The 23116-nt window shown below is 42.8% G+C and carries 19 protein-coding genes; 9 read left to right on the top strand and 10 right to left on the bottom strand.

Going from position 1 to position 23116, the window contains the following annotated elements:
• Positions 1 to 65: 65 nt before the first annotated feature.
• Positions 66 to 2492, top strand: coding sequence for a hypothetical protein (locus MHN81_RS01575; protein WP_239424868.1), 2427 nt, complete (start codon positions 66 to 68; stop codon positions 2490 to 2492).
• The gene (locus tag MHN81_RS01570; protein WP_239424867.1) at positions 2492 to 3532 is read left to right on the top strand and encodes a tryptophan 7-halogenase; all 1041 of its coding nucleotides are present in this window, start codon (positions 2492 to 2494) and stop codon (positions 3530 to 3532) included. The genes MHN81_RS01575 and MHN81_RS01570 overlap by 1 nt, the downstream gene beginning before the upstream one ends.
• A gap of 142 nt (positions 3533 to 3674) precedes the next feature.
• Here the strand turns inward: MHN81_RS01570 and MHN81_RS01565 are convergent, their stop codons facing one another.
• The 4 genes from MHN81_RS01565 to MHN81_RS01550 form a co-directional block, all read right to left on the bottom strand.
• On the bottom strand, positions 3675 to 4274 hold the full coding sequence (locus MHN81_RS01565) for a hypothetical protein (RefSeq protein ID WP_023400866.1): 600 nt from the start codon (positions 4272 to 4274) through the stop codon (positions 3675 to 3677).
• A 9-nt stretch (positions 4275 to 4283) separates the two neighbouring features.
• The gene (locus MHN81_RS01560) at positions 4284 to 4550 is read right to left on the bottom strand and encodes a hypothetical protein (RefSeq protein WP_239424866.1); all 267 of its coding nucleotides are present in this window, start codon (positions 4548 to 4550) and stop codon (positions 4284 to 4286) included.
• A 92-nt stretch (positions 4551 to 4642) separates the two neighbouring features.
• Positions 4643 to 4867 carry a hypothetical protein gene (locus MHN81_RS01555; protein WP_239424865.1) on the bottom strand — a complete coding sequence of 75 codons (225 nt, stop codon included), beginning with the start codon at positions 4865 to 4867 and terminating at the stop codon, positions 4643 to 4645.
• A 760-nt stretch (positions 4868 to 5627) separates the two neighbouring features.
• Positions 5628 to 6848 carry a serine hydrolase domain-containing protein gene (locus MHN81_RS01550; RefSeq protein WP_239424864.1) on the bottom strand — a complete coding sequence of 407 codons (1221 nt, stop codon included), beginning with the start codon at positions 6846 to 6848 and terminating at the stop codon, positions 5628 to 5630.
• Positions 6849 to 7243: 395 nt separating this feature from the next.
• On the opposite strand from MHN81_RS01550, the gene MHN81_RS01545 reads away from it, so the two are divergent.
• Positions 7244 to 9484: a winged helix-turn-helix domain-containing protein gene (locus tag MHN81_RS01545; protein WP_239424863.1), complete on the top strand. Its 2241-nt coding sequence runs from the start codon at positions 7244 to 7246 to the stop codon at positions 9482 to 9484.
• A 397-nt stretch (positions 9485 to 9881) separates the two neighbouring features.
• A complete protein-coding gene (locus tag MHN81_RS01540; protein WP_239424862.1) occupies positions 9882 to 11672 on the top strand; it encodes a winged helix-turn-helix domain-containing protein in 1791 nt (596 codons plus the stop codon).
• A gap of 14 nt (positions 11673 to 11686) precedes the next feature.
• On the opposite strand, the gene MHN81_RS01535 is transcribed toward MHN81_RS01540, so the two are convergent.
• The 4 genes from MHN81_RS01535 to MHN81_RS01520 all read right to left on the bottom strand — a co-directional run bounded on the left by MHN81_RS01535 (position 11687) and on the right by MHN81_RS01520 (position 15675).
• On the bottom strand, positions 11687 to 13321 hold the full coding sequence (locus MHN81_RS01535; RefSeq protein WP_239424861.1) for an SUMF1/EgtB/PvdO family nonheme iron enzyme: 1635 nt from the start codon (positions 13319 to 13321) through the stop codon (positions 11687 to 11689).
• A gap of 495 nt (positions 13322 to 13816) precedes the next feature.
• Positions 13817 to 14125 (bottom strand): hypothetical protein, encoded by a 309-nt coding sequence (locus tag MHN81_RS01530; protein ID WP_239424860.1) that lies wholly within the window; start codon positions 14123 to 14125, stop codon positions 13817 to 13819.
• Between the two features lie 82 nt (positions 14126 to 14207).
• The gene (locus MHN81_RS01525) at positions 14208 to 14867 is read right to left on the bottom strand and encodes a cupin domain-containing protein (RefSeq protein ID WP_239424859.1); all 660 of its coding nucleotides are present in this window, start codon (positions 14865 to 14867) and stop codon (positions 14208 to 14210) included.
• A 40-nt stretch (positions 14868 to 14907) separates the two neighbouring features.
• Positions 14908 to 15675, bottom strand: a complete 768-nt coding sequence (locus MHN81_RS01520) for an SDR family oxidoreductase (RefSeq protein WP_023400875.1) — start codon at positions 15673 to 15675, stop codon at positions 14908 to 14910.
• A gap of 104 nt (positions 15676 to 15779) precedes the next feature.
• Between MHN81_RS01520 and MHN81_RS01515 the strand changes: the two genes are divergently transcribed.
• The 3 genes from MHN81_RS01515 (at position 15780) to MHN81_RS01505 (ending at position 18610) form a co-directional block, all read left to right on the top strand.
• Positions 15780 to 16118, top strand: coding sequence for a helix-turn-helix domain-containing protein (locus tag MHN81_RS01515; protein ID WP_023400876.1), 339 nt, complete (start codon positions 15780 to 15782; stop codon positions 16116 to 16118).
• A 230-nt stretch (positions 16119 to 16348) separates the two neighbouring features.
• A complete protein-coding gene (locus tag MHN81_RS01510; protein ID WP_239424858.1) occupies positions 16349 to 17728 on the top strand; it encodes an L-cystine transporter in 1380 nt (459 codons plus the stop codon).
• Between the two features lie 360 nt (positions 17729 to 18088).
• Positions 18089 to 18610: a DUF3859 domain-containing protein gene (locus MHN81_RS01505; RefSeq protein ID WP_023400878.1), complete on the top strand. Its 522-nt coding sequence runs from the start codon at positions 18089 to 18091 to the stop codon at positions 18608 to 18610.
• 106 nt (positions 18611 to 18716) lie between these two features.
• On the opposite strand, the gene MHN81_RS01500 is transcribed toward MHN81_RS01505, so the two are convergent.
• Positions 18717 to 19874, bottom strand: coding sequence for an acyltransferase family protein (locus tag MHN81_RS01500; RefSeq protein WP_239424857.1), 1158 nt, complete (start codon positions 19872 to 19874; stop codon positions 18717 to 18719).
• Between the two features lie 150 nt (positions 19875 to 20024).
• Between MHN81_RS01500 and MHN81_RS01495 the strand changes: the two genes are divergently transcribed.
• Both MHN81_RS01495 and MHN81_RS01490 read left to right on the top strand, forming a co-directional pair.
• Positions 20025 to 21146 (top strand): histidine kinase, encoded by a 1122-nt coding sequence (locus tag MHN81_RS01495; RefSeq protein ID WP_239424856.1) that lies wholly within the window; start codon positions 20025 to 20027, stop codon positions 21144 to 21146.
• Positions 21146 to 21763, top strand: a complete 618-nt coding sequence (locus MHN81_RS01490; protein WP_239424855.1) for a response regulator transcription factor — start codon at positions 21146 to 21148, stop codon at positions 21761 to 21763. Before MHN81_RS01495 ends, MHN81_RS01490 begins: the two co-directional genes overlap by 1 nt.
• Positions 21764 to 21872: 109 nt before the next feature.
• Here MHN81_RS01490 and MHN81_RS01485 read toward each other — a convergent pair whose 3' ends face one another.
• Positions 21873 to 23063, bottom strand: coding sequence for an acyltransferase family protein (locus tag MHN81_RS01485; RefSeq protein WP_239424854.1), 1191 nt, complete (start codon positions 23061 to 23063; stop codon positions 21873 to 21875).
• Positions 23064 to 23116: the final 53 nt, after the last annotated feature.

Genomic DNA, 23116 nt, shown 5'->3' with positions numbered 1-23116 from the left:
TGTGTATACCCTGATTTGGTCTATATTGAGTGTGCGACTAAAAACCTCAAAGCAAGGATACAAAAATGAGCTTGATTAGTAATGTACAACAAACCCTAAACAGACTATCCCATTTTGGCTGGAATGAATGGTTTCAAGAGCATGGATTAGATATTTCTGCAGAAGATCTGACCGCAGAGTTGCAACGGTTACTTCCTGCTATCCGACGAGACAAGCCCGGAATGGAAGACTTTTCAACGAATGGTAAACGGGCTATTGAGGCTGGAAAACCGAGCTTAAGTCTACTTTATCACGCCTTATCCAGCCCAAATGTACACCCGACATCTGATGGGAAACCACACCAAGACAGTGCTGCCTACCCAACATTGACTGAACTTGACCAAGTAGAGAACTTGATATTTAGCTTAAGTAAAAGAACACTTAGCTCCTTTCAAAATCCGGTAGTCGCAGTATTCGCCTATCAATATCGTGTTGCTCAAAACAGTCCGCACAAGTTGCATGCCGATATTGGCTACTCAAGGTGCGGGATAGCCCGTATTGGTACAGAACCGGAGCGCTACGATGCGCCTACGCGTTCATTTACATCTAGCCCGGAATCAGAAGAGCGCAGTATTGCTGTGTTGCCTGCCCGGTATGGCGCGTTTATTGCTGAGCGTCGCTCACCAGATAGTCAAGATGTTGTGTTCCGTGACTCCCCAACAGATCATAGTCAAGAGTTCCTATTTCCCGTTCATAAGCTATTTGCAGGTGATGAATGTCTCTTTGATGACCAAGGTCAGGGTATTCATTTATCTCAAGTCGAGTTTACTGAGTATCATATTAATGAAAAGCTTAGACGGCTCCACAAAAACCCCGGTGATAACCCTGATTTTGTGCCTCCTTTAGCAATTTTCGATTTAGATAAACCGCCATTTACGCGCGACTCTGTCAATGATGAATTAGTGGAGATGAAGCAGGCGGGGGACTCTGTATTGGTCATTTCCAAACCCCAAGCACATCTATCGCGCACTGCATCTCAGCAGGTGAATGGCAACATGGAATTGGCGCGTTTTGAAGTGCCTGAGGGGCGAAGTTGCTTTTTTAGTTCACTAATTATCACCGCCCATGCAGGAAGAGCTGCACCGGAATATGTCAACATCCGACACAAAGTGATCACAAATAACAATGGTGATATTGAACTAGAAGACTTAAACAAAACACTTAACACCAGAGAGTTTACAGAGCAAGTTATAAACTTAGAAGGGAGATCTGTTGGTGGGTACGAAGCTGCGCATTTTATAGATGATTCTTGCGATGGTTATTTATCTGTTTCTATTCCTGAGTTATCAAATTTACAAACTTATAAAGCCTTTTCCTTGGTGACCGCTGTCGACTTTTTCCCGCAAATCCGTCAACTCGATATTCAACGTTGGGTTGAAGAGCTTTACGGGGCTGGGGTTGGTTTAAGTCTGGATACGGTGCAAAACAGGCTGCACTTTTCTCAAGGCGGTCCACGACCGCTTAGTGATGGCAGGTTTACCAGAACCCTTTCCGGTCAAACAACTAAAAACAACACAGTGCCTAATCAGTCTCTCACAATACCTAACTCAGCTGATTTAGTGTTCCCTGCTGCGGATAGAGTTAACCGCACTATGACGAGTATTGTCGGGCCAGCTGCGAGTGGGAGTGCGTTTAACAAGAACGAATCACTTGCGAGGGCTTTGAGCTGGTTACCTGACTCCGCAGCTGACGTATTTGCGCCAGGTTGGGATATTTCGACGCATGTTGATCAAGGCCAAAATACCTATGCTTCATATGGATTAGGAAGCCCCTTCTTAGAAGATGCAAAACTTTGTGCCGCATTGAACTCATACTGGCCTGCCGCCGCACCTGACTCGTCTAGGACGTTCAATATTTCTTGGTCTCCAACTGCACAACCGCTGCTGGATAAAGAGCTTGGTTATCACCCCGCTCACCCTCGGGTACTGAGTCAGGAAGTGTCTGCAAACTTAGGTTGGGATGGTGAGCATGGGCCATTTATTGAGTCTGAAAATGGTCAGAATTACGTAAACTGTGCACATAGAAATCGCTCAGATTACGTTAGCAATGCACTGGCGAATAAAATAGGCTTCAATGGCTTGGATAAAGTCCCTGCTGAAGAAATGATCCAGCGTATGGATGTGTTACGTGCGTGTTTTGACTCATTGCGTCGCCAGACAGTTACGAACAACCAATTGTGGATGGTTAACGCAGAAAAAGTACCATCATGGCAAAATTGGCACAGTACGGTACTTCCCAAAGCGAGTAATAACTTAGAGGGTATTGGTTATATATATCGTTTTGCCATTGTCGGTCAAAATGCCGTTGATGTAGAGGCTAATCCGATCACCCGAGAGCGCTATGAACTTGTTAATCAGGTCGAATTTCAAATCAGTGCTCGTGAAATTTATATTAAAATTTTCGATCAAGACTGGGTGTCTCAACCTGTTAATTTGGTATTAGAGGAGTACTAATGCCAAATTACGAGTGTGATTTAGTGATTGTCGGTTCAGGGCCTGCTGGGTTAGCTGCGGCACTTTGTGCATTAAAGTCTAATTTAAGTGTGATCCTTGTCGAGCCTCGCGTATTTCCCCGCTATCGACATGGCGAATCCCTTCATCCTGGTGTGGAGCCTGTGCTCCAACACTTGGGTGCAGGGTCACTTTTATCAAACGGTGAGTTTATTCGGTATTTAGGCATTTGGTCTGGTAGCTCGACAGATTTAACCTACCATAAACTGGGTAGTGACGATGAAGGGGATTGGCGAGGGTATCAAATTATGGGAGCAGAATTTGATGCTGAACTACAAAAGCTCGCAGTGCAAAGAGGTGCCAAGCTGATAGCGGATAGAGCTCACTCAGTGGTACGAAAAGGAGAGCGTGTCGCAGGTGTTCGCACTGTGGGCGGGTTGCAAATTCGGGCTAAATTCACGTTGGATGCGGCGGGAGGTAGACACTGGTTGGCCAATCAGCTCAATATTGAAGTTGAGCCTTTTTCGCCCCCTTTGGTATCAACGAGTGAGTATGGTTCACTGTCATCGGAAGGTGAGCAAGTTGCACAATTACCAAGGTTTGAGTTTGATGAAAATGGCTGGACATGGACTGCTGAGGTAGAGCGAAAGATGTATTGTGTAACACGGCTAAATTGGCATACAAACTTAAATAAAAAGCCTGAGAAAACTTATAGTAAAACCCTCAATAGCACCACAAAAGTCAGGGCAAGCAATGTGACGTGGCGGTGTGCGCAAAGACTAGCAGGTGCAGGTTTTTTTATATTGGGTGATGCCGCAATGGTGCTGGATCCTGCGTCGTCTCAAGGTGTGATCCGAGCGCTAACTTCCGGGGTTACTGCGGTAGAGTTGATCAAGGTTTTGCTCTTTGAGCCTGAGCAAGAAGCCAGCTTATATCAAACATATACCGATAAAATGCAATGGCAGTTTCATGACTCACGGCGCAGTTTAATCAAGCACTATCGACAGTCGCCCAGTTGCCCTTATTGGTTAAGCGCACAATAATCAATTGCAAGCTAAGGGATGCGTTTACCCGAGGCGTGTCGCAATGTGAAAGTGTAGAGGATAACGAAAGCAGCTGTTCGGCGGCAATAAAAAACCAGATGAAGATCTGGTTTTTTGTCATTTTTAAGTATATGTGTTCTGGTTAAGAAAGCTTACGTTCGTGAGGGGGACTTAACCTTGGGGCACAAATTAACATGGTAAGCAGAGCGCCACAGCAGAGTGCCCATGCAATGTAAATCAACCCTTCAAAATTGTCATAAATCAATGTCCAAGACTTCATATTGAAATAGGACCAAGCAATATTCTCTAGCAGAGTTAACAAGTTTACAATTGCCATATAGATGAAGAGCCAATGAAAAACACCGTCGAAATTAGTAAGTTTGATGTGTTTCGAATTGGACAAAAGTCGTGACAATTGCACTCTGAAAATTAGTACAAGAGCTGTGGTAACAGTAAAAAAGATTTGTACACCATAAATAATGCTACCTTGAAGCAGTGCATTTTCGGTAACGGTGACGTAGTTAATAATACCAGACTCGAAAATGATAATTTCAATCCCAGTTAAAGCTAAAATAAACCCTGCTATGTGAATTACATTTATCTCTCTTATATATATGCCATAGCCTATACATGCAGTTAATAGGCTAACATATATCGGCGTCACTAGGCGTTGGTCCCATAATTGAATATAAAAAAAAGCCAAAGAGGCGATACTTAGCAAGATTAAATTTGAAAGCTTCATTACTTATCCTTATTTAAGCTTATCAATTGCAATAGGGATATTGCCAAATTGCAATTGAGCTGTTCTTGGTGCCTTGTAAGCTGTGTTGCCTCCTGATATCGAGATACAAGCACTGATGGTGAGTTGCTGCCCTTCTTTGAATTGAGAGTAGATTGGCTGAACGTCAATTGAGCTTACTTTTGATGGGCTATTCGTTCTTACACCATCAGATACTAAGTCACAGCGATTTAAGCCAAGGGTTTGTAGTTTTCGAATAGTTCTAAAAGGGGAGTTCATTGCTGTTTATCCTTTACGTTTTGTTTATCAAGCTACCACTGATGTCATAACATATTTCAGCTTACTTAAAGTTTCGAGAGGCGTTGGTTTTTTCATGCATACTCGTCGCTCAGAATTGGACGGGTAAGTTTGGAAATAAAGTGTGCAGATCTGGCTGGCATCATCACAGCATATGTATCTGTAAAAGTAATATCAGTCAGTGTTTGTCTGATAGATTTTACCTTACCGTTTTTGCGCAGTAGGAGGGCATTGTTAACTATCCAAGCAATTGAAGTTTTTAATTTACTTAAAAAAATATGAGGTAATATTTTGTTCATTCTTCGTCATCCTGTAACTCAGGCCTAGTTAGAGCATTTCTATAGGGCCTTACATGATTAAGTAAAGACTTAGTATCTAGTTTGCAGTGCGGTAGCTCAAAAGAGGTTTAAATTTTATTGAATTTATACCCTGCTGATAGTTACCAATTGCTTTACGAGTACATCCTAACTTTTTGCCATAAGCTTTTGAGATATAACTGCGATTATATTAATTTGCTTTGAGTCACCGCGATTGCTCTCGTTTTCTGCCTTGCTTTATTGCGATGTGGGGGTTGATATGCACCAATAGAATACTCTGCATTAACAACTCTGTACCAAAATAGAAACAAGGGTGAGCAAATCATGCTCACGACTGCTAAACGGCGCCGATTTCATAGCCTGATCGGGTTATGAATTACACGATATTTCTTAATAGTCCAAAGGTCAACATGACGTTTACATTAAACATGTTTTTATTTCAGGTATTCTGAAGTTTGATAAATTGAGGCAGTACGATTTAGCCTACGTGCAGCGCTATTGGGGGTGGAGCATAAAATAGCAAATGTGATTGATAATCTGAATTAGGTAAAAGAGAAACTTCTAATGCAAAATATGCGCTGTACATAAAGGTAATCAACACCGCAGCGCAGGGCTGTTAAATGAGCTTGAGGACGCCTGTATGGTGACCACATCCAAATATCAACGATGCCAGAGGACTATAGCGCTGCACAATGGACTTTTCAAAGCGCCACACGAGAGGCGCTTGATAAGTACGTAAGGGTTAAATAAATGCCGGTACAACTCTTTGGGCTACTTGGTCAAAAATTGTGTCTTCTCTATCGTATCCTGTGATCACGACCGTTAAATCTAACTCTTTGATAATTATCAGACGCTGACCACCACCGCCCCATGCGATATTGGCGTTGTAGTTTTTACCTTTCACATTGATATCGGTCTGGTACCAGAAGTAACCATAGGAGTAATGTTTGGGGATCCAGTCTGAGACAGGGCGAATGAGCTTTTGCATCGCCTTATTTAGATAGTGCTGGGAAATCAACTGCTCCCCTTGCCATTTACCGTTATTTTTAACGAGCTGGGCGAGCTTGAGCATATCTCTTGATGTCATTGATGCCCGCCAGCCACCCTCAGGTAATCCACTTATTGCGTTTGCCCAAGTAAAGTTTGTAATGCCTAACTTGTTAAACAATTCTTTTTTTATAAATTGCTCAGCACCACCTGGTACTACGGCATCTATGACTTGCATGACCAAGGTTGGGTTGTAATTACCGTAGCGATAACGTTGAGACTCAGAAGTAATTGGTTGACTGTGTTCTAGTAGCTCTTGGATAAAGCCCTGACCTTTTAGCTTTTTCAACGTTTTTAATGAGAATTCATTTTGATTGCGAGATAGCTCCTTGGTTTTATCTTCTGGAATTTGCAGACCACCGCTCATAATCAGTGCTTTATGCAATGTGATATTTTTTGCGCCTTGGGTGAACTTTTTTGCATCTAACTGAGGCAAAAAACTGACTAAGGGTTTATGTAAGTCCGCCATGGTTAAATAACCAAGCTGAATGGCTCTGCCCAATAACAAGCTGGTGTAGCCTTTCACTGCGGATGCTTGGTCATGAGGTAAATTGATCCTACCGCGCAAAAAGTAAGATTCAAAAACCAGTTTTCCTTGATGTGAAATCAACATACTGGTGTAGTCACCATGTTTTTTGTTTGCCACCTCTTGTGCGAATTGCATTACCACATTTTGGTTTTTGCTATGTAAGGCCAACTCTCCAACTGGGGTGCCATCTTTCATATCTTGTGGTGCGGAGCTTATAAAAGCTTTATCGAGCTCTGAGATGTCCCAAAATCGCCCTTGAAGTTCTTTTTGTGTGGCGACTGGTGCAAAGTGATCAGATTGCGAAACACTGTTTGCCATTGTTGTGCTGCTCAAACTTAGCAGTGCGGCCAATAACATGGTTTTTTTTAGATTTATTGAATTGCCCATAACAAGCCTCTTGATTTAACGTCATTTGCTCAAACGCTACAAGACAAGAGAATTTGAGCAACTTAAAACACCTTAAATCTTCTAAAGTTACAAATAGTGTTTGCTAAATAAAAATATATCCAATACTTTCAATGGTATATGGTTTTATGGTTATGTCGAAATATCCGAGTTCCGCGGATTTTAACACTCGTTGAGACTTTGGTTTTGAGGCGAGTCAGCGTTAGACACTACGCTTAAGCGTTTATTTTTGATATTTATATATGCAGTCTGCACAATGTCTATGGCCCAAAGTATTGCCAATTGTGTTCATTCTACATGGCAAAAATTAAACAATGGGGTGTCAATGAGGACCGCTGCTTGCAACTAGAAATATATTTACCGAGTGGGATTAGGGGATGATGCACAGTCAACAGTATCAGCTCGGTCGCTGGCTGGTATGCCCGAAGACCAACAGCATCAAAAACAAATCAGAAACGCGTATGCTCGACAATAAGAGTATGCAAGTACTTTTGCTATTGATCCAAGAGGCCGGAAAGGTTGTCACCAAAGAGACAATATTCGAACAAGTTTGGGCTGGCAAATTTGTTGCGGCTGACATTTTGTCGGTGACTATCAGCAAAATTCGCAAAGCGCTTGATGACAGTGCGCGCAATCCCATTTTTATAAAAACCATACCGAATGAAGGCTATCTACTCATTGCTGAGGTGAAGAAGGTTGAGACACCTTATGTATCGAGTATGGAGAGCGCTACACAGCAAAAGTTCGTGGCAATATGTTGTGTACTGCCAATCTTATTTTTGATTTGGTATTTCACTCAGCCGGATGAAAAAGCCGAGCCTCAGTCGGTAAATGTCCATTCTATAGCGGTATTACCGTTTGAAGACTTAAGCCCATTGCAAGATAGCCAATATTTCGCGGAAGGGTTATCTGACGCCATTATCAATCAATTGTCTCAGGTAAAGTCGCTTAAGGTGATTTCACGTTATTCATCATTTTTATATCGAGATAATGACAGTGCCACGGAGATAGGTAAGGCGCTACAAGTTGACGCGATCCTAGATGGCCATATACAAAAAATGGGTGAACAAACGCGTATTCATGTAAGGATAATAGGCACTCATGATGGTCAGCTATTGTGGTCAAAAATCTATACTGGTCAATCCGATACTAGTTTTCAGCTTCAAGATGAAGTGAGCGCTTCCTTATCTGGTGTTATAGACAATACCAAGAGTACCCATGAAAAACAGCGACAAGACATCGATGCGCAAGCGTATGAGTGGTATCTAATGGGGCAATATCATTGGCGTCAAAGGACGCCTGATTCATTGAACAAGGCGGTCACCTATTTTGAGCATAGTCTGGCGTTAGAGCCGGATTACGCAGATGCACATATAGGCCTAGCCATTAGTTATGCTTTTTTACACACATTTGGTAGTTGGGGTGAGATGGAGGCAATCCATGCTGCGCTTCCACATATTGAAAAGGCATTAGCACTGAAGCCCAATTCGCCTTTAGCACTGGCCACGCAGGGGATGCTGTTATCAGACAAAGCTGCGGCGACAGGCAACTTTGCACTTTATCGCCATGCTCAAGATGCGCTGAGTTTATCGCTGGAGATTGAAAACAATGCTACAACACATCTTTGGTATAGCAAATTGCTCAATCGCTTGGGTAAACAATCAGAGGCTTTAGCCCACTTGGAGCAGGCGATAATATTAAACCCACTGTCAGCGCCCCTAAAGCGAGCGATGAGCTTTTTGTTAAAATCCATGGGGAAACAAAACTCGGCACAGCTTATATATCAGCAAGCCCTAGAGCTGGATCCTGACTCGGGTACTCAGTTATTGGATGCTGCTAAGGTGAATCGGCATACTCAGACGTCTATTTTGGCGATGGCAAATTGGCATAGGCAGACTCCAGCACTTTTTGATGTTTGTTCAAGTATTGAAGTGTGTGAACAACAGGTGCTCGCTTACCTTAGCGTCGGCGCAGAGCAGGCCGCTCGAGTACTGTTGAATCGAATGGAGCCTTTACATGGCCACTTTATACATTCGTTGGACATGATTGCTCTGAGCGAAAATAAAAACGAGGCGCAGATCTTAGCGAATATACGAAATCGAGTGTTTCGACTTCCTTATAGTGTCGCTGCGAGATTAAAACTGGCTCGCGCACAATATAGAGCCGCGCAATTTGAAGCGGCAAAAAACACTTTGCTACAAGTTTATCCAAGTTGGCAGCACGACACGCTAGGGCGGGTTGAAGTGAGTACAGACAACTACCAGTCAATCATCTTGTATGCTGCCACTCTTATACAGCTGCACGACACTAAACGTGGGCTGCAACTGTTAAGAAAAGTAGATAATTTACTGGGGCAAGGTGAAGTTTTTGATAAGGTACAAACGCAGTTTTCTTTGGCTGAAGTAAATGCATTGCAAGGAAATCATCAGCGTGCTTTAAACCACTTGGCAAACGCGCTTGAAATGGGTTGGGTGGAGTCACTTAATTCTCAGTGGTGGACGCTAAAAAATAATCATTTATTGCAGTCATTACAACCCTTGCCAGAGTTTCAAAAGCTACTTGCAAAACATCTAGAAACGCGAAAAAAGTTGGCTGACCGTATTGATGGTTTGCTGTGATTTTGATGCTTTATTAACTTTACTTTTTCACTTCTGGTGCGTTTATTTTCCGCTGAAAATAATACATTTTGGGGTAATTAGACAAGTAAATATACTTGTCCGGCATGTCAGGCTTTATCCGGCATTATTAACCGTGTAGAGGACAGTTAAGGTAGTGGTGGCGATATAGCACTCAATGGTGTTCGATTGATTTGTACTCCATACTAGTACTGGTTGTAGATAGCAGGCACATATGTACCTGCTATCTACACTCGAAACACAAGTTAACTGCATATTCGAAGTCACCCTATTCAGGATAAGTTGTTGTTGAATTCTTATTTGTAATTTATGTAGGGTGTTGTTATTTTAGGGACTTTTGATTGGCCTCTAATATTTATTGCTTAGCTTACACTACAAGATGCTTTATTTTCGTGACTTTGAATTTAACCCCAGTACTAGCACCCTATATCGGCACGGTGATGTCGTCGCATTGACAGAAACACAATTAAACTTATTGATACTGCTTTTAAATGAACCGGAAAAAATCTGGAGCAAAGAGGCCATTTTGCAAGTACTTTGGCAAGATAAGGACGTCACCGAGCAAGTAGTTTTTCAAACCATTAGTCAGTTACGTGCAGTGTTAGGCAGTGACGCAATTCAGACATTCCCTAAAAGAGGTTACAAGTGGCAACTCTCCCTCACTCAGGCTCGTGCGCAGCTATCTGTAAATAAAACACCCATACAACATAGCGGCAGTCGCTTTTGGGTAGTCAGTGCACTGTTGTTTATTTTCACATGTGGAATTGCGTATCTAGGTGCGCAGCAATCGAGCTTGCAAAAAGCGACTTCAAAATATGCTCTTGCCCTTTCACCAATAACCGCAACACCGCACTCAGAGGTAGAATCTCAAATTGTACAGCAACTAAATGAAGCGTTAAGTACACAATTGGATGTTGAGCTAAGCCCGTTGAAAAAAGTCAATACTTTGACTTCACGGCAAAGCCATACTTTAAAGCCGCACGAGGGAACTCGTATGCTTACTGTGCACGGGGAAATTACAAAACTGAGTATGGCAGGGGGAGTCAGCTATCTACTTGACTATACATTAAGTGGTGAGAGTAGACAGTGGCAAAGCTTTGTTATTGCAGACGACGTTGCGTTATTAGCAAATCGTGTTCACGGTCAAATAGAGCGGCTTTCACACTCACGCTATTTTGAGTTGGTATCAGAGAATCAAGTAACAGCTGAGCTTACCTTAATGAATGCGGCATCTTCGGATAATTTAAGTATCGCATATGTGCTTATCTCTCAGTTAATTGAGAGATTGGAATATGACAGAGCCAGTACCTTGCTTCACCAGTATCAAAATCAGTTGAGGGATAAGGAGCAGTTCCATCAGGCATTGTTCAACCTACTAAAAGGACAGCTTTTGTATGGCCAAGGGCAAAATGCATTGGCCGTACAATCATTAAACCTCGCAGATAAACAGTTTGAAAAGCTTAAATTAGCGGGTTTACAAAGTGAAACTAAACAGTTACTCGTACAATCGCTGTCTCTAACAGAGGAGTATCGGATACTAAAAATGTATTTAATTGATGCTGCGCAATTAGCAAAATTGGCAGGGCGCACTCAGTTAGAGCTTGCGAGCTATTATCAACTATCGAAACTGGCTGCGCGTCATCAACAATCAACTGATAAATATCGTTATCTTGCACTAGTAAGCCAAGTAGTCACACAGTTTGGATTGGATGAGAGCCACCTGATGCTCAGAGATTATCATCAAGCAATTTTTGCCAAGGTCGCGAGTGAAAAGCTCACTCATTTACAACGTGCAATTTTACGACCTGTGAGCGAAGAGAATCGCTGGGTATATTATGCCGTTGCGGATCTTGCAAGCAACCTACTGATCACGGAGAAAAATTGGCAAGGGCTAGTCGCATTTACTGCGGCGCTGAACGATGACGTATTACGCGCAAAGCTGATCGCAAAAAAGCAAGTTGCAATGGGGTCAGCGGAAGCATGGCATTATGTGGAACGGGCATTTGAAGTGGCTAGACAAGAAAGTAACTATTGGGTAAGTGTCCCCATGGCATTACTGTTACTTAAATTAGAAAGTGAACAAGTCAGTGATCACTTGCATATTTATCAAAGCCATATTGAACAGTTTGCCTCACCTAGTTTTAAGGCGAGGCATAGCCAATATTTGTAATTGCTAAAGGGAGTTTACATTGGATGCATGTCAATCCAGTTTAGGCGCCAATTTCCTTCAGTGACTGCAAGGTCGAGGTGATGTTCGCCTTTTTCTAAGAAAATCGCGGTTCCTTCTTGTGTCTGCCAATGCTGAAAACCACCCGTGTCGGTAATTGGGAACGGATATTGTTTGCCATTTACAGAGAGCGTAAACCCTTGGTTACTTTCTTTAGAGGCAACCCGGGAGTGGACCTTGTATAGTCCCGCTTTTGAGACTTTTATTTTATAACGACCGCTTTGTTCTGGGAGTACACCACGCCAACCACCGATGTGGTAACGTCCATCTAAGTCATTGGTTATTTCTACCGTATTACGGTTTTTTCCAACCGTATTCTCGGCCTCAATACGCCCTGGTAGTATATGAGTATGTACCCGCGAAGCGTAAACTTGATTGCTATAGTCACTTTGCATAAAGTGCTTAACTGCAACTACAGCATAGCGATATGTAAAAACGTCACTATTCGCGTCAGTGAAGTAGGGATCTAATACGTTGTTTGCAATGAGCTTCAATGCACCCCGACTGGAGTAGCTGCGATAAACACGATAGCTTGAGACCTCAGGATCAGGGCTTTTTTGCCAGCTTAAGTGAGTTAATAACCCATTTTGTTTGATTTTTAGTTGTTGTACTGCATCGGGAATTTCACTTGCAAGCTTATTTTGAGTGCGAGCAGCGTGTTGGGCAGCCTCAAGGCTGGCTTTAAATACGGCGGTTCTTAAAGTTTGTTGTTCGATAGGTGGTGCTAAGCCTGATAAAGCAATACGGAAGCCCTCGACTGCCCCGGAGAAATCTGTTGGCATGTTTGAACGGTGAAAATAGGGTTTTATCCCGTATTTCCAATCTCCACCTACACTGATTTTGGTGTGACAATTTTGCTCGCTTGTCTCAGTGGCTCCCCAATCTTCAGGGCAGCTGAGCGTCATTTCATTTAGGTTTGACAACATGTCATGGAGACCAAACTGATTTGGCTTGAATGTACCCACCACGCTGGTATAGCCAGTGTTATCGATGCAGTCCCACTTGAGGCGGCCATTGCTGCTATTAGTGTGAAATTGTCGCTCGCCTTCGGAGCTTAAATCTCGCACATTTTCGAAGTCACAGGCCTGTGGGTTTCTGTCTTTATCGCCAAAATAGTAATCACTGGATTGTTTTGCTTTGGCGGCGTATGCCCACTCCACCGAGGTGGGCAATCGGTAGGGTTTGCCGGTTACTTTTGCGAGCCATTGTGTGTATGCATGGGCGGCATGCCATGTAATGCACGTAACAGGGTGATAAAACCCGGTAGACTTATCGTTGGCTTGCCAGTTGCCTTTGGCTTCAAAAGTGAGACCATTGGCTGTTTTGTGATAGCACTTATCCGGCATTGTATAGTTTGTCGCTTGAATGAACTGGTTGAACTCAGCAACGGTGACTTCATATTTACCGAGTGAAAATGGCGCTATTTGTACAGTACGGTTTAGATATTTGCCTTCTGTGTCACGCAGCGTATATTCACCCTTTGGCAGTGTAATCATTATAGGTTCTATCGCTTGTTGTGGGAGTGTGTCTAAATCACCTAAGCCTGCTGTGCCAATTAATGTGGATGTCATTAGGAGGGAGGTTGTAAGCATAATTGTGTTTTCCTTTATAAGTCGGTGTCCACTTTAGGAAACATGAGATGTCGAGTCTTATCGATAATTTATAAACTACTAAAAATAGAACTTATCAAAATTATAATTTTAAAAATCAATGGTTTGAATGTTTGTCTTGTTGGTGGTTTTACACTGTTTTTCAGCTTGTTGCGGAGCATAAAAAGGCGAGAGGCCAATTAAGGCCCTGCCAGACTATTTAGGTTTTTTTGTTGGGAAGACGAGGTGTTGTAATACTTCGCATAGGATTTTTTTATCTCGCTACCCATGCGTAAAAATGGCTTTAAAACGCTGTTGTTAAATCTTATTCCTTGAATCAACGACAGACTAAATCAGTTTGGCTTTTGGCGACATTGAGCGTGAATAATTGGCTCAACTTTTCTCGATATTCATCGTTTGTTGAGCGTAGATGTATAAGGCTGGCGTTTGCGTCTGGCGGCATTTTTTCAGCCGCTTGAACGGTTGAATTAACCAGACTTAATCCTCAGGTCCATTCATGGTAAACACTAAGTGTTTACGCATATCTTTTAAGATCACGCCCTTTTTAACCATGGCTGCACTGAGGCGCTTTTGCCATTTAAGTAGCTCTGGTTTTGCAGCTTCTAGGGCTTGTTCGCTGTCAAACTGAAAGCACAATAGTAAAGAGCTTGGAAAGAGATGAAACTCCATATCAAACCAGCATTGCAACATACCGGGGATTTCCTCGCGGGCTTGTGCTTCGAGTCGGTCTGCGACGTCTAGTACAAGCGCTTGTTGTTTTTCTTGTACTTTAGAGAGTTTTTTCATGGTTGAGCTCCGAGTAAGCGGCGATAAGTATCGTTATGTACGCGAATTATAACCAAGCAACAGGTCTCACAACAACGTCATGTCACCGTTCAATCGTCCCCAGATGTCCCACTTTCACCAAAATTAGTGTTGGTTGCTCGACATGGGGTGTATGTTCACTCATGTGTGGGCTGCGCAGCCATGTACCTGCTGGGTATTTGCCATGCTGGTCAATAAATTCGCCCTCTAAAACAAAAATTTCCTCTCCGCCAAAGTGTTTGTGTGGCACAAATTGCTCGTTGGCGGGCCACTTAACTAAGGCTGTATGTTTATGCGCAAAACTGTGTAGTGGCATAACCTGTAAATTGCCTTGCCCCTTTTGCCACGTAGTTTCTCTGGTATTGATCCGCACTGTTTGTGTGTCCTGTTGATCAAATTGGTTGAGTTTTACAAAAATAACGCAACCATGTTGGCTAAAAGGGGCATGCACACTATTTGGTGGATTGCGCAAATAGGTGCCAGCCGGGTAATCTCCATACTCGTCAGAGAACACGCCCTCTAGTACAAATATCTCTTCTCCCATCGGGTGTGGGTGTGGCTGAAACTTTGAACCTGCGTCGTATTTTACAACGCTGGTGGTGTGCCCTGACTCTTTGTCCTCACGTTCCAGAGGTTTGCGCCAGACTCCTTTGGCTGGGCTGGCTAACCAAGGTTGATCGACAGTATGGACAATGACTTGTTCAGTAAAATTCATATTTAGCATAATATTCTCGTCTTGATTGGATCCTAGTGAGTAATCTTGCCTAATTTCTACCGGCCATCACTCCGCCATCGACATCCACAATTGTGCCCGTTATCCAGCTCGCCTCGTCGGATAATAAAAATAAGATGCTATGGGCAATATCCAGAGGTTCGCCAACTCGTCCAATTGGGTGAAAATCATTGAATGATGCGAGCACTTGTTGCATATCTTCAGGTGCTATAAACGACTCGTAAATGGGGGTTTGGACTACCGCAGGGGCAACCGCATTGACGCGTATATTGGTTTCGCCAAGCTCCATGGCCAAATGTTGTGTCAGGGCGTGTAATCCCGCTTTTGCCATGGAGTATGCTGAAGAAGGCGTTGCTTTTATTGCTTGTTTTGCCCACATAGAGCCAATATTGACAATGTTGCCCCCACCAAAACGTTGCATGTTTTTTACTACAGCCTGAGTCAGGATAAAAGTCGCTTTGTTGAGGTTATGGTATTTATCGTAGTCTGCAATGGTATGTTCTACAAAAGGAGTAGGCGAAAAATAACCTGCTGCATTGACGAGGTAGCCATAGTGTATGTCCGTGCTGGCGATGCTATGTGCTAGTTGCTCGACTGCCTTGATATCATATAGGTCGATTTGCAGGCCTTTAACGTCACCAAATGTGCTAAGTTCACCAACCGCGGTGTTTAGCTTATTGGTATTGTTGCCGAGTACTTCAACTTTGACACCTGCTTGCAGGAGTTGTTTGGCGGTTTCAAAGCCCATGCCGCTTGAACCGCCAATGATAAGGGCTGTGCCGTTACTGGAAAAAGTCATAATCACGTCTCTTGTTTTTGAAAGTCGTGATAATATTAATTTTAACAAAAGCCCCTGAATAGTAAGTACAATTTGGTTAGGTAGGTACTTTTTGGTACATCTTTATGACTTTACAAGAGAAAAAAATTTCAAGAAAGTTAGCACCGCAATCGAGTGCGAGAATGGTCGAGACTATTTATGGCTGTAAGTGGTCTTTAACCGTCTATCAATTACTAAAAGCCGGGGTCAATCGACCTGGGGAAATGGTGCGACAAGTCGAAGGGCTATCAACCAAAGTGCTCAATCAATGCCTTAAGCGCAACGTCGAGTTTGGAATTTTAGATAAACAGGTGTTCAACGAGCTGCCGCCGCGAGTCGAGTATAAGGTGACGCCATTTGGCGAGAAATTCTTAGCGATTTTGGATCAGCTAGAGGCGCTGCAAAATGATCTAGATGCTTTATAGGCAATCAAATTGGCATCAAGGCTTCATGGATGCCATTTAAAATATACACTGCCACTTTGTACCCGCTTCGTTTTAGTCAAAAAAGCAGCAATTCAATAACTCGAAAATATATCTCATTCCGAATCATTCTTTTCAGTAATGCAATAATTTATTACTGTGCGCGCTAGGAAAAAATTCCGAACTATCTTCTTTTAGGTTTTCTCTCTTATTGAGCACTCAAAGGTAAATATATGTCCTTCATCGCTATGGTGAGCCTTGCTGTTTTTGCTGCAATTCTCGTTCTCCTATTCCAAACTCAGAAAAAAGGCGCAACGCTTTCTCGACTTGTTTTAATTGGCCTCTCATTGGGCAGTATTTTTGGTTTCGCTTTGCAGTTTTCGTTGGGGGAAGGGCATAAGGCCATAGAAGAAACCCTAAATTGGACTAATGTTGTTGGCAGCGGTTATGTCGCATTGCTTAAAATGATCATCATGCCATTGGTACTGGTGTCGATGATAGCTGCTGTAGTAAAACTCGAAAAATCAGGTGCACTTGGCAAAATAAGCGGCATCACTATTTCTGTATTAGTTGTCACGACAATGATCGCGGCGCTTATTGGTATCTTTATTACGCAATTATTTGGGTTGAGCGCAGAAGGTTTAACTGAAGGGGCGCGAGAAACATCGCGGATTGCGGTTTTGGCATCTCGAAGTGAAACGGTTAGCGAGCTCTCAATTCCACAAATGTTGTTGAGCTTCATTCCAACCAATATTTTTCAAGATTTGGCATGGGAGCGCTCTACTTCAATTATCGCGGTTGTGATTTTTGGTATTTTAACAGGCGTAGCGGCACGCAAAGTGATGGCCGAGCGCGAAGAATTAGAAGCGCCGATCCGAACTTTCGTTGAAACATTACAAGCTGTGGTTATGAGATTAGTGAAAATGGTGATCTCACTTACACCATACGGTGTAGCGGCGTTAATGGCGAAGGTCGTGGCAACATCAAGCCTTGCGGATATCACTAATTTGCTTGGTTTTATCGTGGCGTCTTACTTGGCGATCTTTTTGATGTTTGTCGTACATGGTCTGCTAGTTGGTCTATTTGGTGTAAGCCCTAAACAGTTTTTCCAGAAAATTTGGCCTGTACTGACGTTTGCATTTACATCGCGCAGCAGTGCCGCCACTATCCCTTTGAACGTAGACACGCAAATCAATAAGCTCAATGTACCGCCTGCGATTGCTAATTTGTCGGCATCATTTGGCGCGACAATAGGTCAAAATGGTTGTGCTGGGATCTACCCTGCGATGCTGGCTGTGATGGTGGCTCCAAGTATGGGCATTAACCCGATGGATATCTCGTTTATTCTATCTTTGGTGGCAATTGTGGCGATCAGCTCATTTGGTATCGCAGGTGTTGGTGGAGGCGCGACGTTTGCGGCATTGATAGTATTGCCCGCGATGGGACTGCCAGTGACTATTGCAGCGTTACTAATTTCTATTGAGCCACTGATTGATATGGCACGAACTGCTTTGAACGTTTCTGGCTCTATGACTGCGGGTACAATTACGCATCGTATTTTAGGCAAACAAGCAGATGCGCAGGGTGCGCAGCAGCCTGTTGCACAGTCATAAATCACCATTTGAGGCCTGCATTGCAGGCCTTTTGTCAAACAAGTATCACCCCTTCTTCTCTTACAATTCAAACTTTGATTACAATTTATCACTTGAGCTCTTATGCACTTTTTAGCTTCAAGAGTTGCGTTTGGCACAGTAGACGTGTGAACTAATTGACAAGCAATACCGAGCTATCTTACTAAATGATGTAGGAGATTGTTATTGGCTTAGGTTGTGTTGGTAGTTTATATTGTTGAACACGGAGTGTACCCAAAGGTTGAATAACTTTGCAGGTCAATCACCAAAGGTAGCCTGTTTATCGGCTGTATTTATCGGTTAAGTGGCGCTCATTGTGAAATGAGTGAACAGAGGTGAACTATGTTAAAAGCGCTACTGTTTTGTATTCTTGTGTTATCAAATTTTGCTTCTATGGCAGCGCAGTCAAGCAGAAGTAAGATAGAGTCTGTGGTGTTTGTCCATTCTTATATAGAAAAAATAGGTGGCGAACTTATCCAAGATGAAGGTTCACTGAGCGGTGTGATGAACGTAGATGAACAATCAAAAACGCTTAAAGAAAGAACTTGGATCATCCCTAATAGATTGGGCACCGGCTTTGAAATTGGTATTGCTTTTTTATCTATCCCTGAACATGTAACTAACCTTGATGTTCGGATCTCTTATCCTGAAATGACACTCCCTAGCGGCGAGAAAAGGTCTCAATTAAATCGAAAGGTGGATATTTCAGGGCACAATGGTGAGTATATTTGGGGCTTTGCATACTACTTTGATTATCCATATGAAGCGACTCCCGGTGATTGGTACATTGAAATTCGTGCCAAAGGCAACTTAATACATAGCTCTAAGTTTACCGTTGTTGAGAATGGCAAAGAGTTTGAGTAAGTCCCCCAATATTGTTAAGCGCTGGCAGCAGCATCCACACAGGGTATGCCATCTAGTGACTGCTGCTTGGTAATATCCGAAACAAAGTGCAGATGGGCTACTCCCCTTATGTATACTCAGGCTTTTTTTTACCATTCAATAAGTGACCTAAAAAACGCCCTCGGACTAGAAAGTGGTAGGTAAATAAAGAGCTTGATAAGGTGGCAAGTAGGCTTATTGTAAACTTTGCAAATACAGGCAAGTCGAGGTTAATGAGAGGAAACTGGATATAAAGTAGCAGCGGAACATGGACCAAATAAACCCAATACGACGCTTCTGAAAGGTATCGGCTTAACCTGTTTGCTCGATTTAAAAAGAGGTAACCTAACTGTAGTACGAGTACAGTCCAACTTACTATGGCAACCGCTTGAATGGCCACTAATCGCATGTGTCGCCAACCTGTTGGTGTAAAGGAACCTTGTTTAGCAGCTTCAATTACTTGTTCTAATGTTGGTGGTTCTGGCAAATAAGTTAGGTAAAGACTTACTGATATCAGCGCAATAATTGTTGTTAATATGATTGTCTTGATACTGCATTCTAGCCTGTACGGTTTGTGGTGGAATCCTATGCCCATAACATAAAAAGCCCCGTAAAAAACGAGCCCCCATAATTGAGGCTGGATCTTATCGGGTGCGGGAAACGGCACAGGCTGGCCCAGCAGTGCAGCAAAACTGAGTGTGGCAATAGCTAAACACGCGATAATTGGCTTTGCGAAGACGCTGCACAGGTATTGGCATCGGGTTGAAATATGCATTATCACCCAATGTAATAAACAAAGCTGCATTAGTAACCACAAAAACCACAAATGCATGGTGCTAATCAGTGGTGTTTTAATAACTTTAAAGACAGTAAAAATAGCGGGTACAGGATCGGCAATATCTGCACCCCAAGTGAGTACATGTACGAACGAGGCTGCCAATAAAGGGAAGAATATAATAAAGGGGATGAGTATTCGTTTTAGCCTTAATTTGATAAACGCATAAGTACTATTTTGTTGGATAATTAATGCACTACAAAAGCCTGCGATAACAAAAAACAGTGGCATGCGAAATAAATGCAGCCAATTTGAAAGCACATCAAAAAATACCGAGTTACTTGGATCGGCACTAAGCCAAATGTTTTTAAAGTATGGCCCATAAGCGAGGGCTGTATGAAAGATGACGCCCAGTATAAGTGCAGTGCTGCGCAAGTTATCAATGAAGTGAAAGCGTGGTGTGTATTGCATTATAGACTCTCTATTTCTTTCAATACACATATGCTAACCGTCGAAATCAGACCGCCACTAGTCACAAATAGCCTATTTAACCTATGACATCTGTCACTGTTTTTGAACCGACACATTTGCCATAATGGTTAAAAAACAAAGTAGTACACCATGGGCTCTCAGATCAGACACACAACAGATTGGCGCTTTTCAACTATAGCTTCATGGCTCGGGGTGACCTGTGCCTGTGCATACTATGCCAATTCGTCAACATCCTTGTTGCTGCAGCTACCTGTGAGTGTAGCCATACTGCTGCTATTATTTTATGTAATAAAAAACCCTAATAAACACGTAGTTCTTGTCGCTGTTTGCTATCTTTTACTGATATTGTCATTAGTGCCTCTTTCTTCTACAACATTGTTATTTATCCATGCCGTGATGTTTTCTGCGGTATTTAGCCCACACTTTTCGTTTCCCAAGGTCATGCTATTTGTTTCTTTGATAATGTTTGCATATGGCCTGTATCATTTTGAACGCTGGCAAGGTGAGATCCCTTGGATAACTTTTGTTGTCTGGTTCTTTTTTTGCAGTATGAATTGGTTTGTCAGCCGTCGAATAGTCGAAAGTTTAAATATGCACTATGAATCGCGACAAAACTACAAAGAACTCCAAGCGGCGCAGCATATGATGGCTATTATGTCGGCCGCGCAAACGCGGCAGCATATTTCTCGAGAGCTGCACGATTCACTTGGCCACAAGTTAACCGCTTTGAGCATAAACTTAGACTTTACGAAACGGGTTGCACCTAACGATGTCGCAAAGTCGCTCGAGACATGCCATCAACTTAGCCAAGAGGTGCTCTCGGAGGTACGCGATATCGTCTCTGTGCAACGCAATGACAGTGCTTTGCTTGCGCATGCGTTAAAAGAGATTATTGCCATGACACCTATGTTGCGATGTGACTTAGTGTTAGATGTCGATGAAAAAAGGATTTCGCAGCAGCAAACTCTGTGCATTGTACGATTTTGCCAAGAGATGATCAGTAATACGTTAAAACATACTCAGGCAGAAGAGTTCTTTTTACATGTCTCGGTAGAAGTAAGAGGGGAGACCGAGCTGTTAGTCGCCAAGGCATGGCACAGCCAAAAAGAGTCCAAGCTGCCCAAAGCGGGTAATGGTTTAGTTGGCTTGACTGAGCGAGTGGCACAATTCGGTGGTCACTTTGAGCAATCCCTTGAGAACAGTCAGCTTTTGAATGTTATGATTTTACCCCTTGAGCTAGGAAAAGAGTGATGATTTCATGTCTATTGGTTGAAGATCAAACTTTAGTTCGGCTGGGATTGGAAAGTCTACTGAATCTGAGTGGGTGTATTAGAGTCACTGGTGTTGCTCAAAACGGTATTGAAGCATTGGAGCGAATTAAAGAGGTCCAGTTTGATGTAATGCTGTTAGATATGCGCATGCCTGAGTTAGATGGCCTAGGGGTATTAAGCGCAATGCAAAAACTCCCTCAGCCCACACCTCCTGTGCTGATCATCACGACTTTCGAAGATTGTGATACGCTAGTCAATGCCGTCAATTTAGGGGCAAAAGGGTATGTTTTAAAAAGCATTGAGCTTGAAGATCTCATTGAGGCCATTAAACAGGTGGTAGCAGGGCAGCAAGTATTGCAAAAAGCACTCACCGATTACTTACTAAAAAAGCAGTTGGTGCCACAAATGGTGCTAACAACAAAAGAGCTTCAGGTTTTAAAATGTTTGACTTTGGGGATGCCCAACAAAGAGATCGCAATCACTTTAAACAACTCAGATGGCACAATCCGCAATCACGTATCGCAGATCCTGGCAAAATTAGACGTTAATGATCGTACTCAGGCGGTATTAAAAGCTTTTGATAAGGGGTTAGTATAAGCGCTGACATCAGTACTGTATTGGCATGGGATGACAATTCAAGTGATTCCGTTGGATTTGCCTTTTCAACACCGCACAAGGTGGGGGACTCTGCCCCCGTTCAATGAGGCTATTTTGCTAACGCGTTATTTTCGCTCTTTGGGGAGCGAGATGATGGGGGCTTTTTTCCATTTAATAAATGACCTATAAAGCGCCCTCTGATCAAATAATGATAGCTAACCAATGAGATAACCAAGGTGCCGCTCACACTGAAAATAAACTTAATGGAAGCAGGTAAGTCGATATTAGTAAGTGGAAGCTGCATATAAAGCAAAATTGGCACATGCACTAAATACACCCAGTACGATGACTCTGAGATGTAACGACTCACTTTACTCTCTTTGTTTAGGTAGTTGTAACCAAGAATTAGCGCCAATGCGGTCCAGCTGACAATTGCAATCGCTTGCATCGCCACTAGCAGCGAGTGCTGTACACCTGATGGTGCAAAGTAGCCCTGTTGTGCGGCTTCAATTACTTGTGTGAGAGTTGGCGATGCCGGCAGTAACAGGAAGTAGTACCAAAGCGATACAATCGCTATACCAGTGATAACCAAAGTGCTTTTAACTCCTCGAGCGATCACCTGTAGATTGTTATATAAAATTGCGCCTGCAAAGTAAAAAGCACCATAAAAGCCCCATGCCCAAAATTGAGGATACAGCATGTCCGGGGCGTGGAAAGGGACGGGTTGCTCTAATAGTGATATAAAACTACACAGTACGAGCACGAGTAACAAAACGAGCGGGTTTATAGTTACTTTCGACAGGTAGTTGTAAACGTCAGACAAGCGAGTTAAACACCAATGAAGTATACAAAGCTGCATTAAGACCCATAAAAACCACAAATGTATGGTACTGATCTGTGGATTCTCAATGGCTTGAATTACCCCAAAAAGTGCCGGAACGGGATTGGCTATCTCTGTACCCCACATGAAGATATGCAGAAACACTGCAATGATGATTGGATAGAATACAAAAAAAGGAATTAAGACGCGTTTAAAGCGCAATTTGATAAAGGTTTGCTCACTTTTTCGAGCAATAAGCAGTGCACTACAAAAACCGGCAATTAAAAAAAATAGTGGCATCCGAAACAAATGTAGCCAGTTTGCGAGGTAGTTGAAAAATACATTGGTATTAGGATCCGCACTAAACCATATGTTTTTAAAATAAGGTCCGTAGGCAATTGCTGCATGGAAAATAACCCCAAGCAATAGCGCTATACTGCGTAAATTATCAATGAAGTAAAAACGTGAGTTTTGTTGCATTGTGTAAAGTCCGATTAATTTAAAATCCTTGTATTATTGCGTCTGTGAGTCGC

This window comes from Pseudoalteromonas sp. Of7M-16 (genome assembly GCF_022347805.1).
Lineage (GTDB): Bacteria > Pseudomonadota > Gammaproteobacteria > Enterobacterales > Alteromonadaceae > Pseudoalteromonas > Pseudoalteromonas luteoviolacea_F.
The sequence above is the reverse complement of the archived record's forward strand: the minus strand, read 5'-3'. Positions and strand labels throughout refer to the sequence as shown.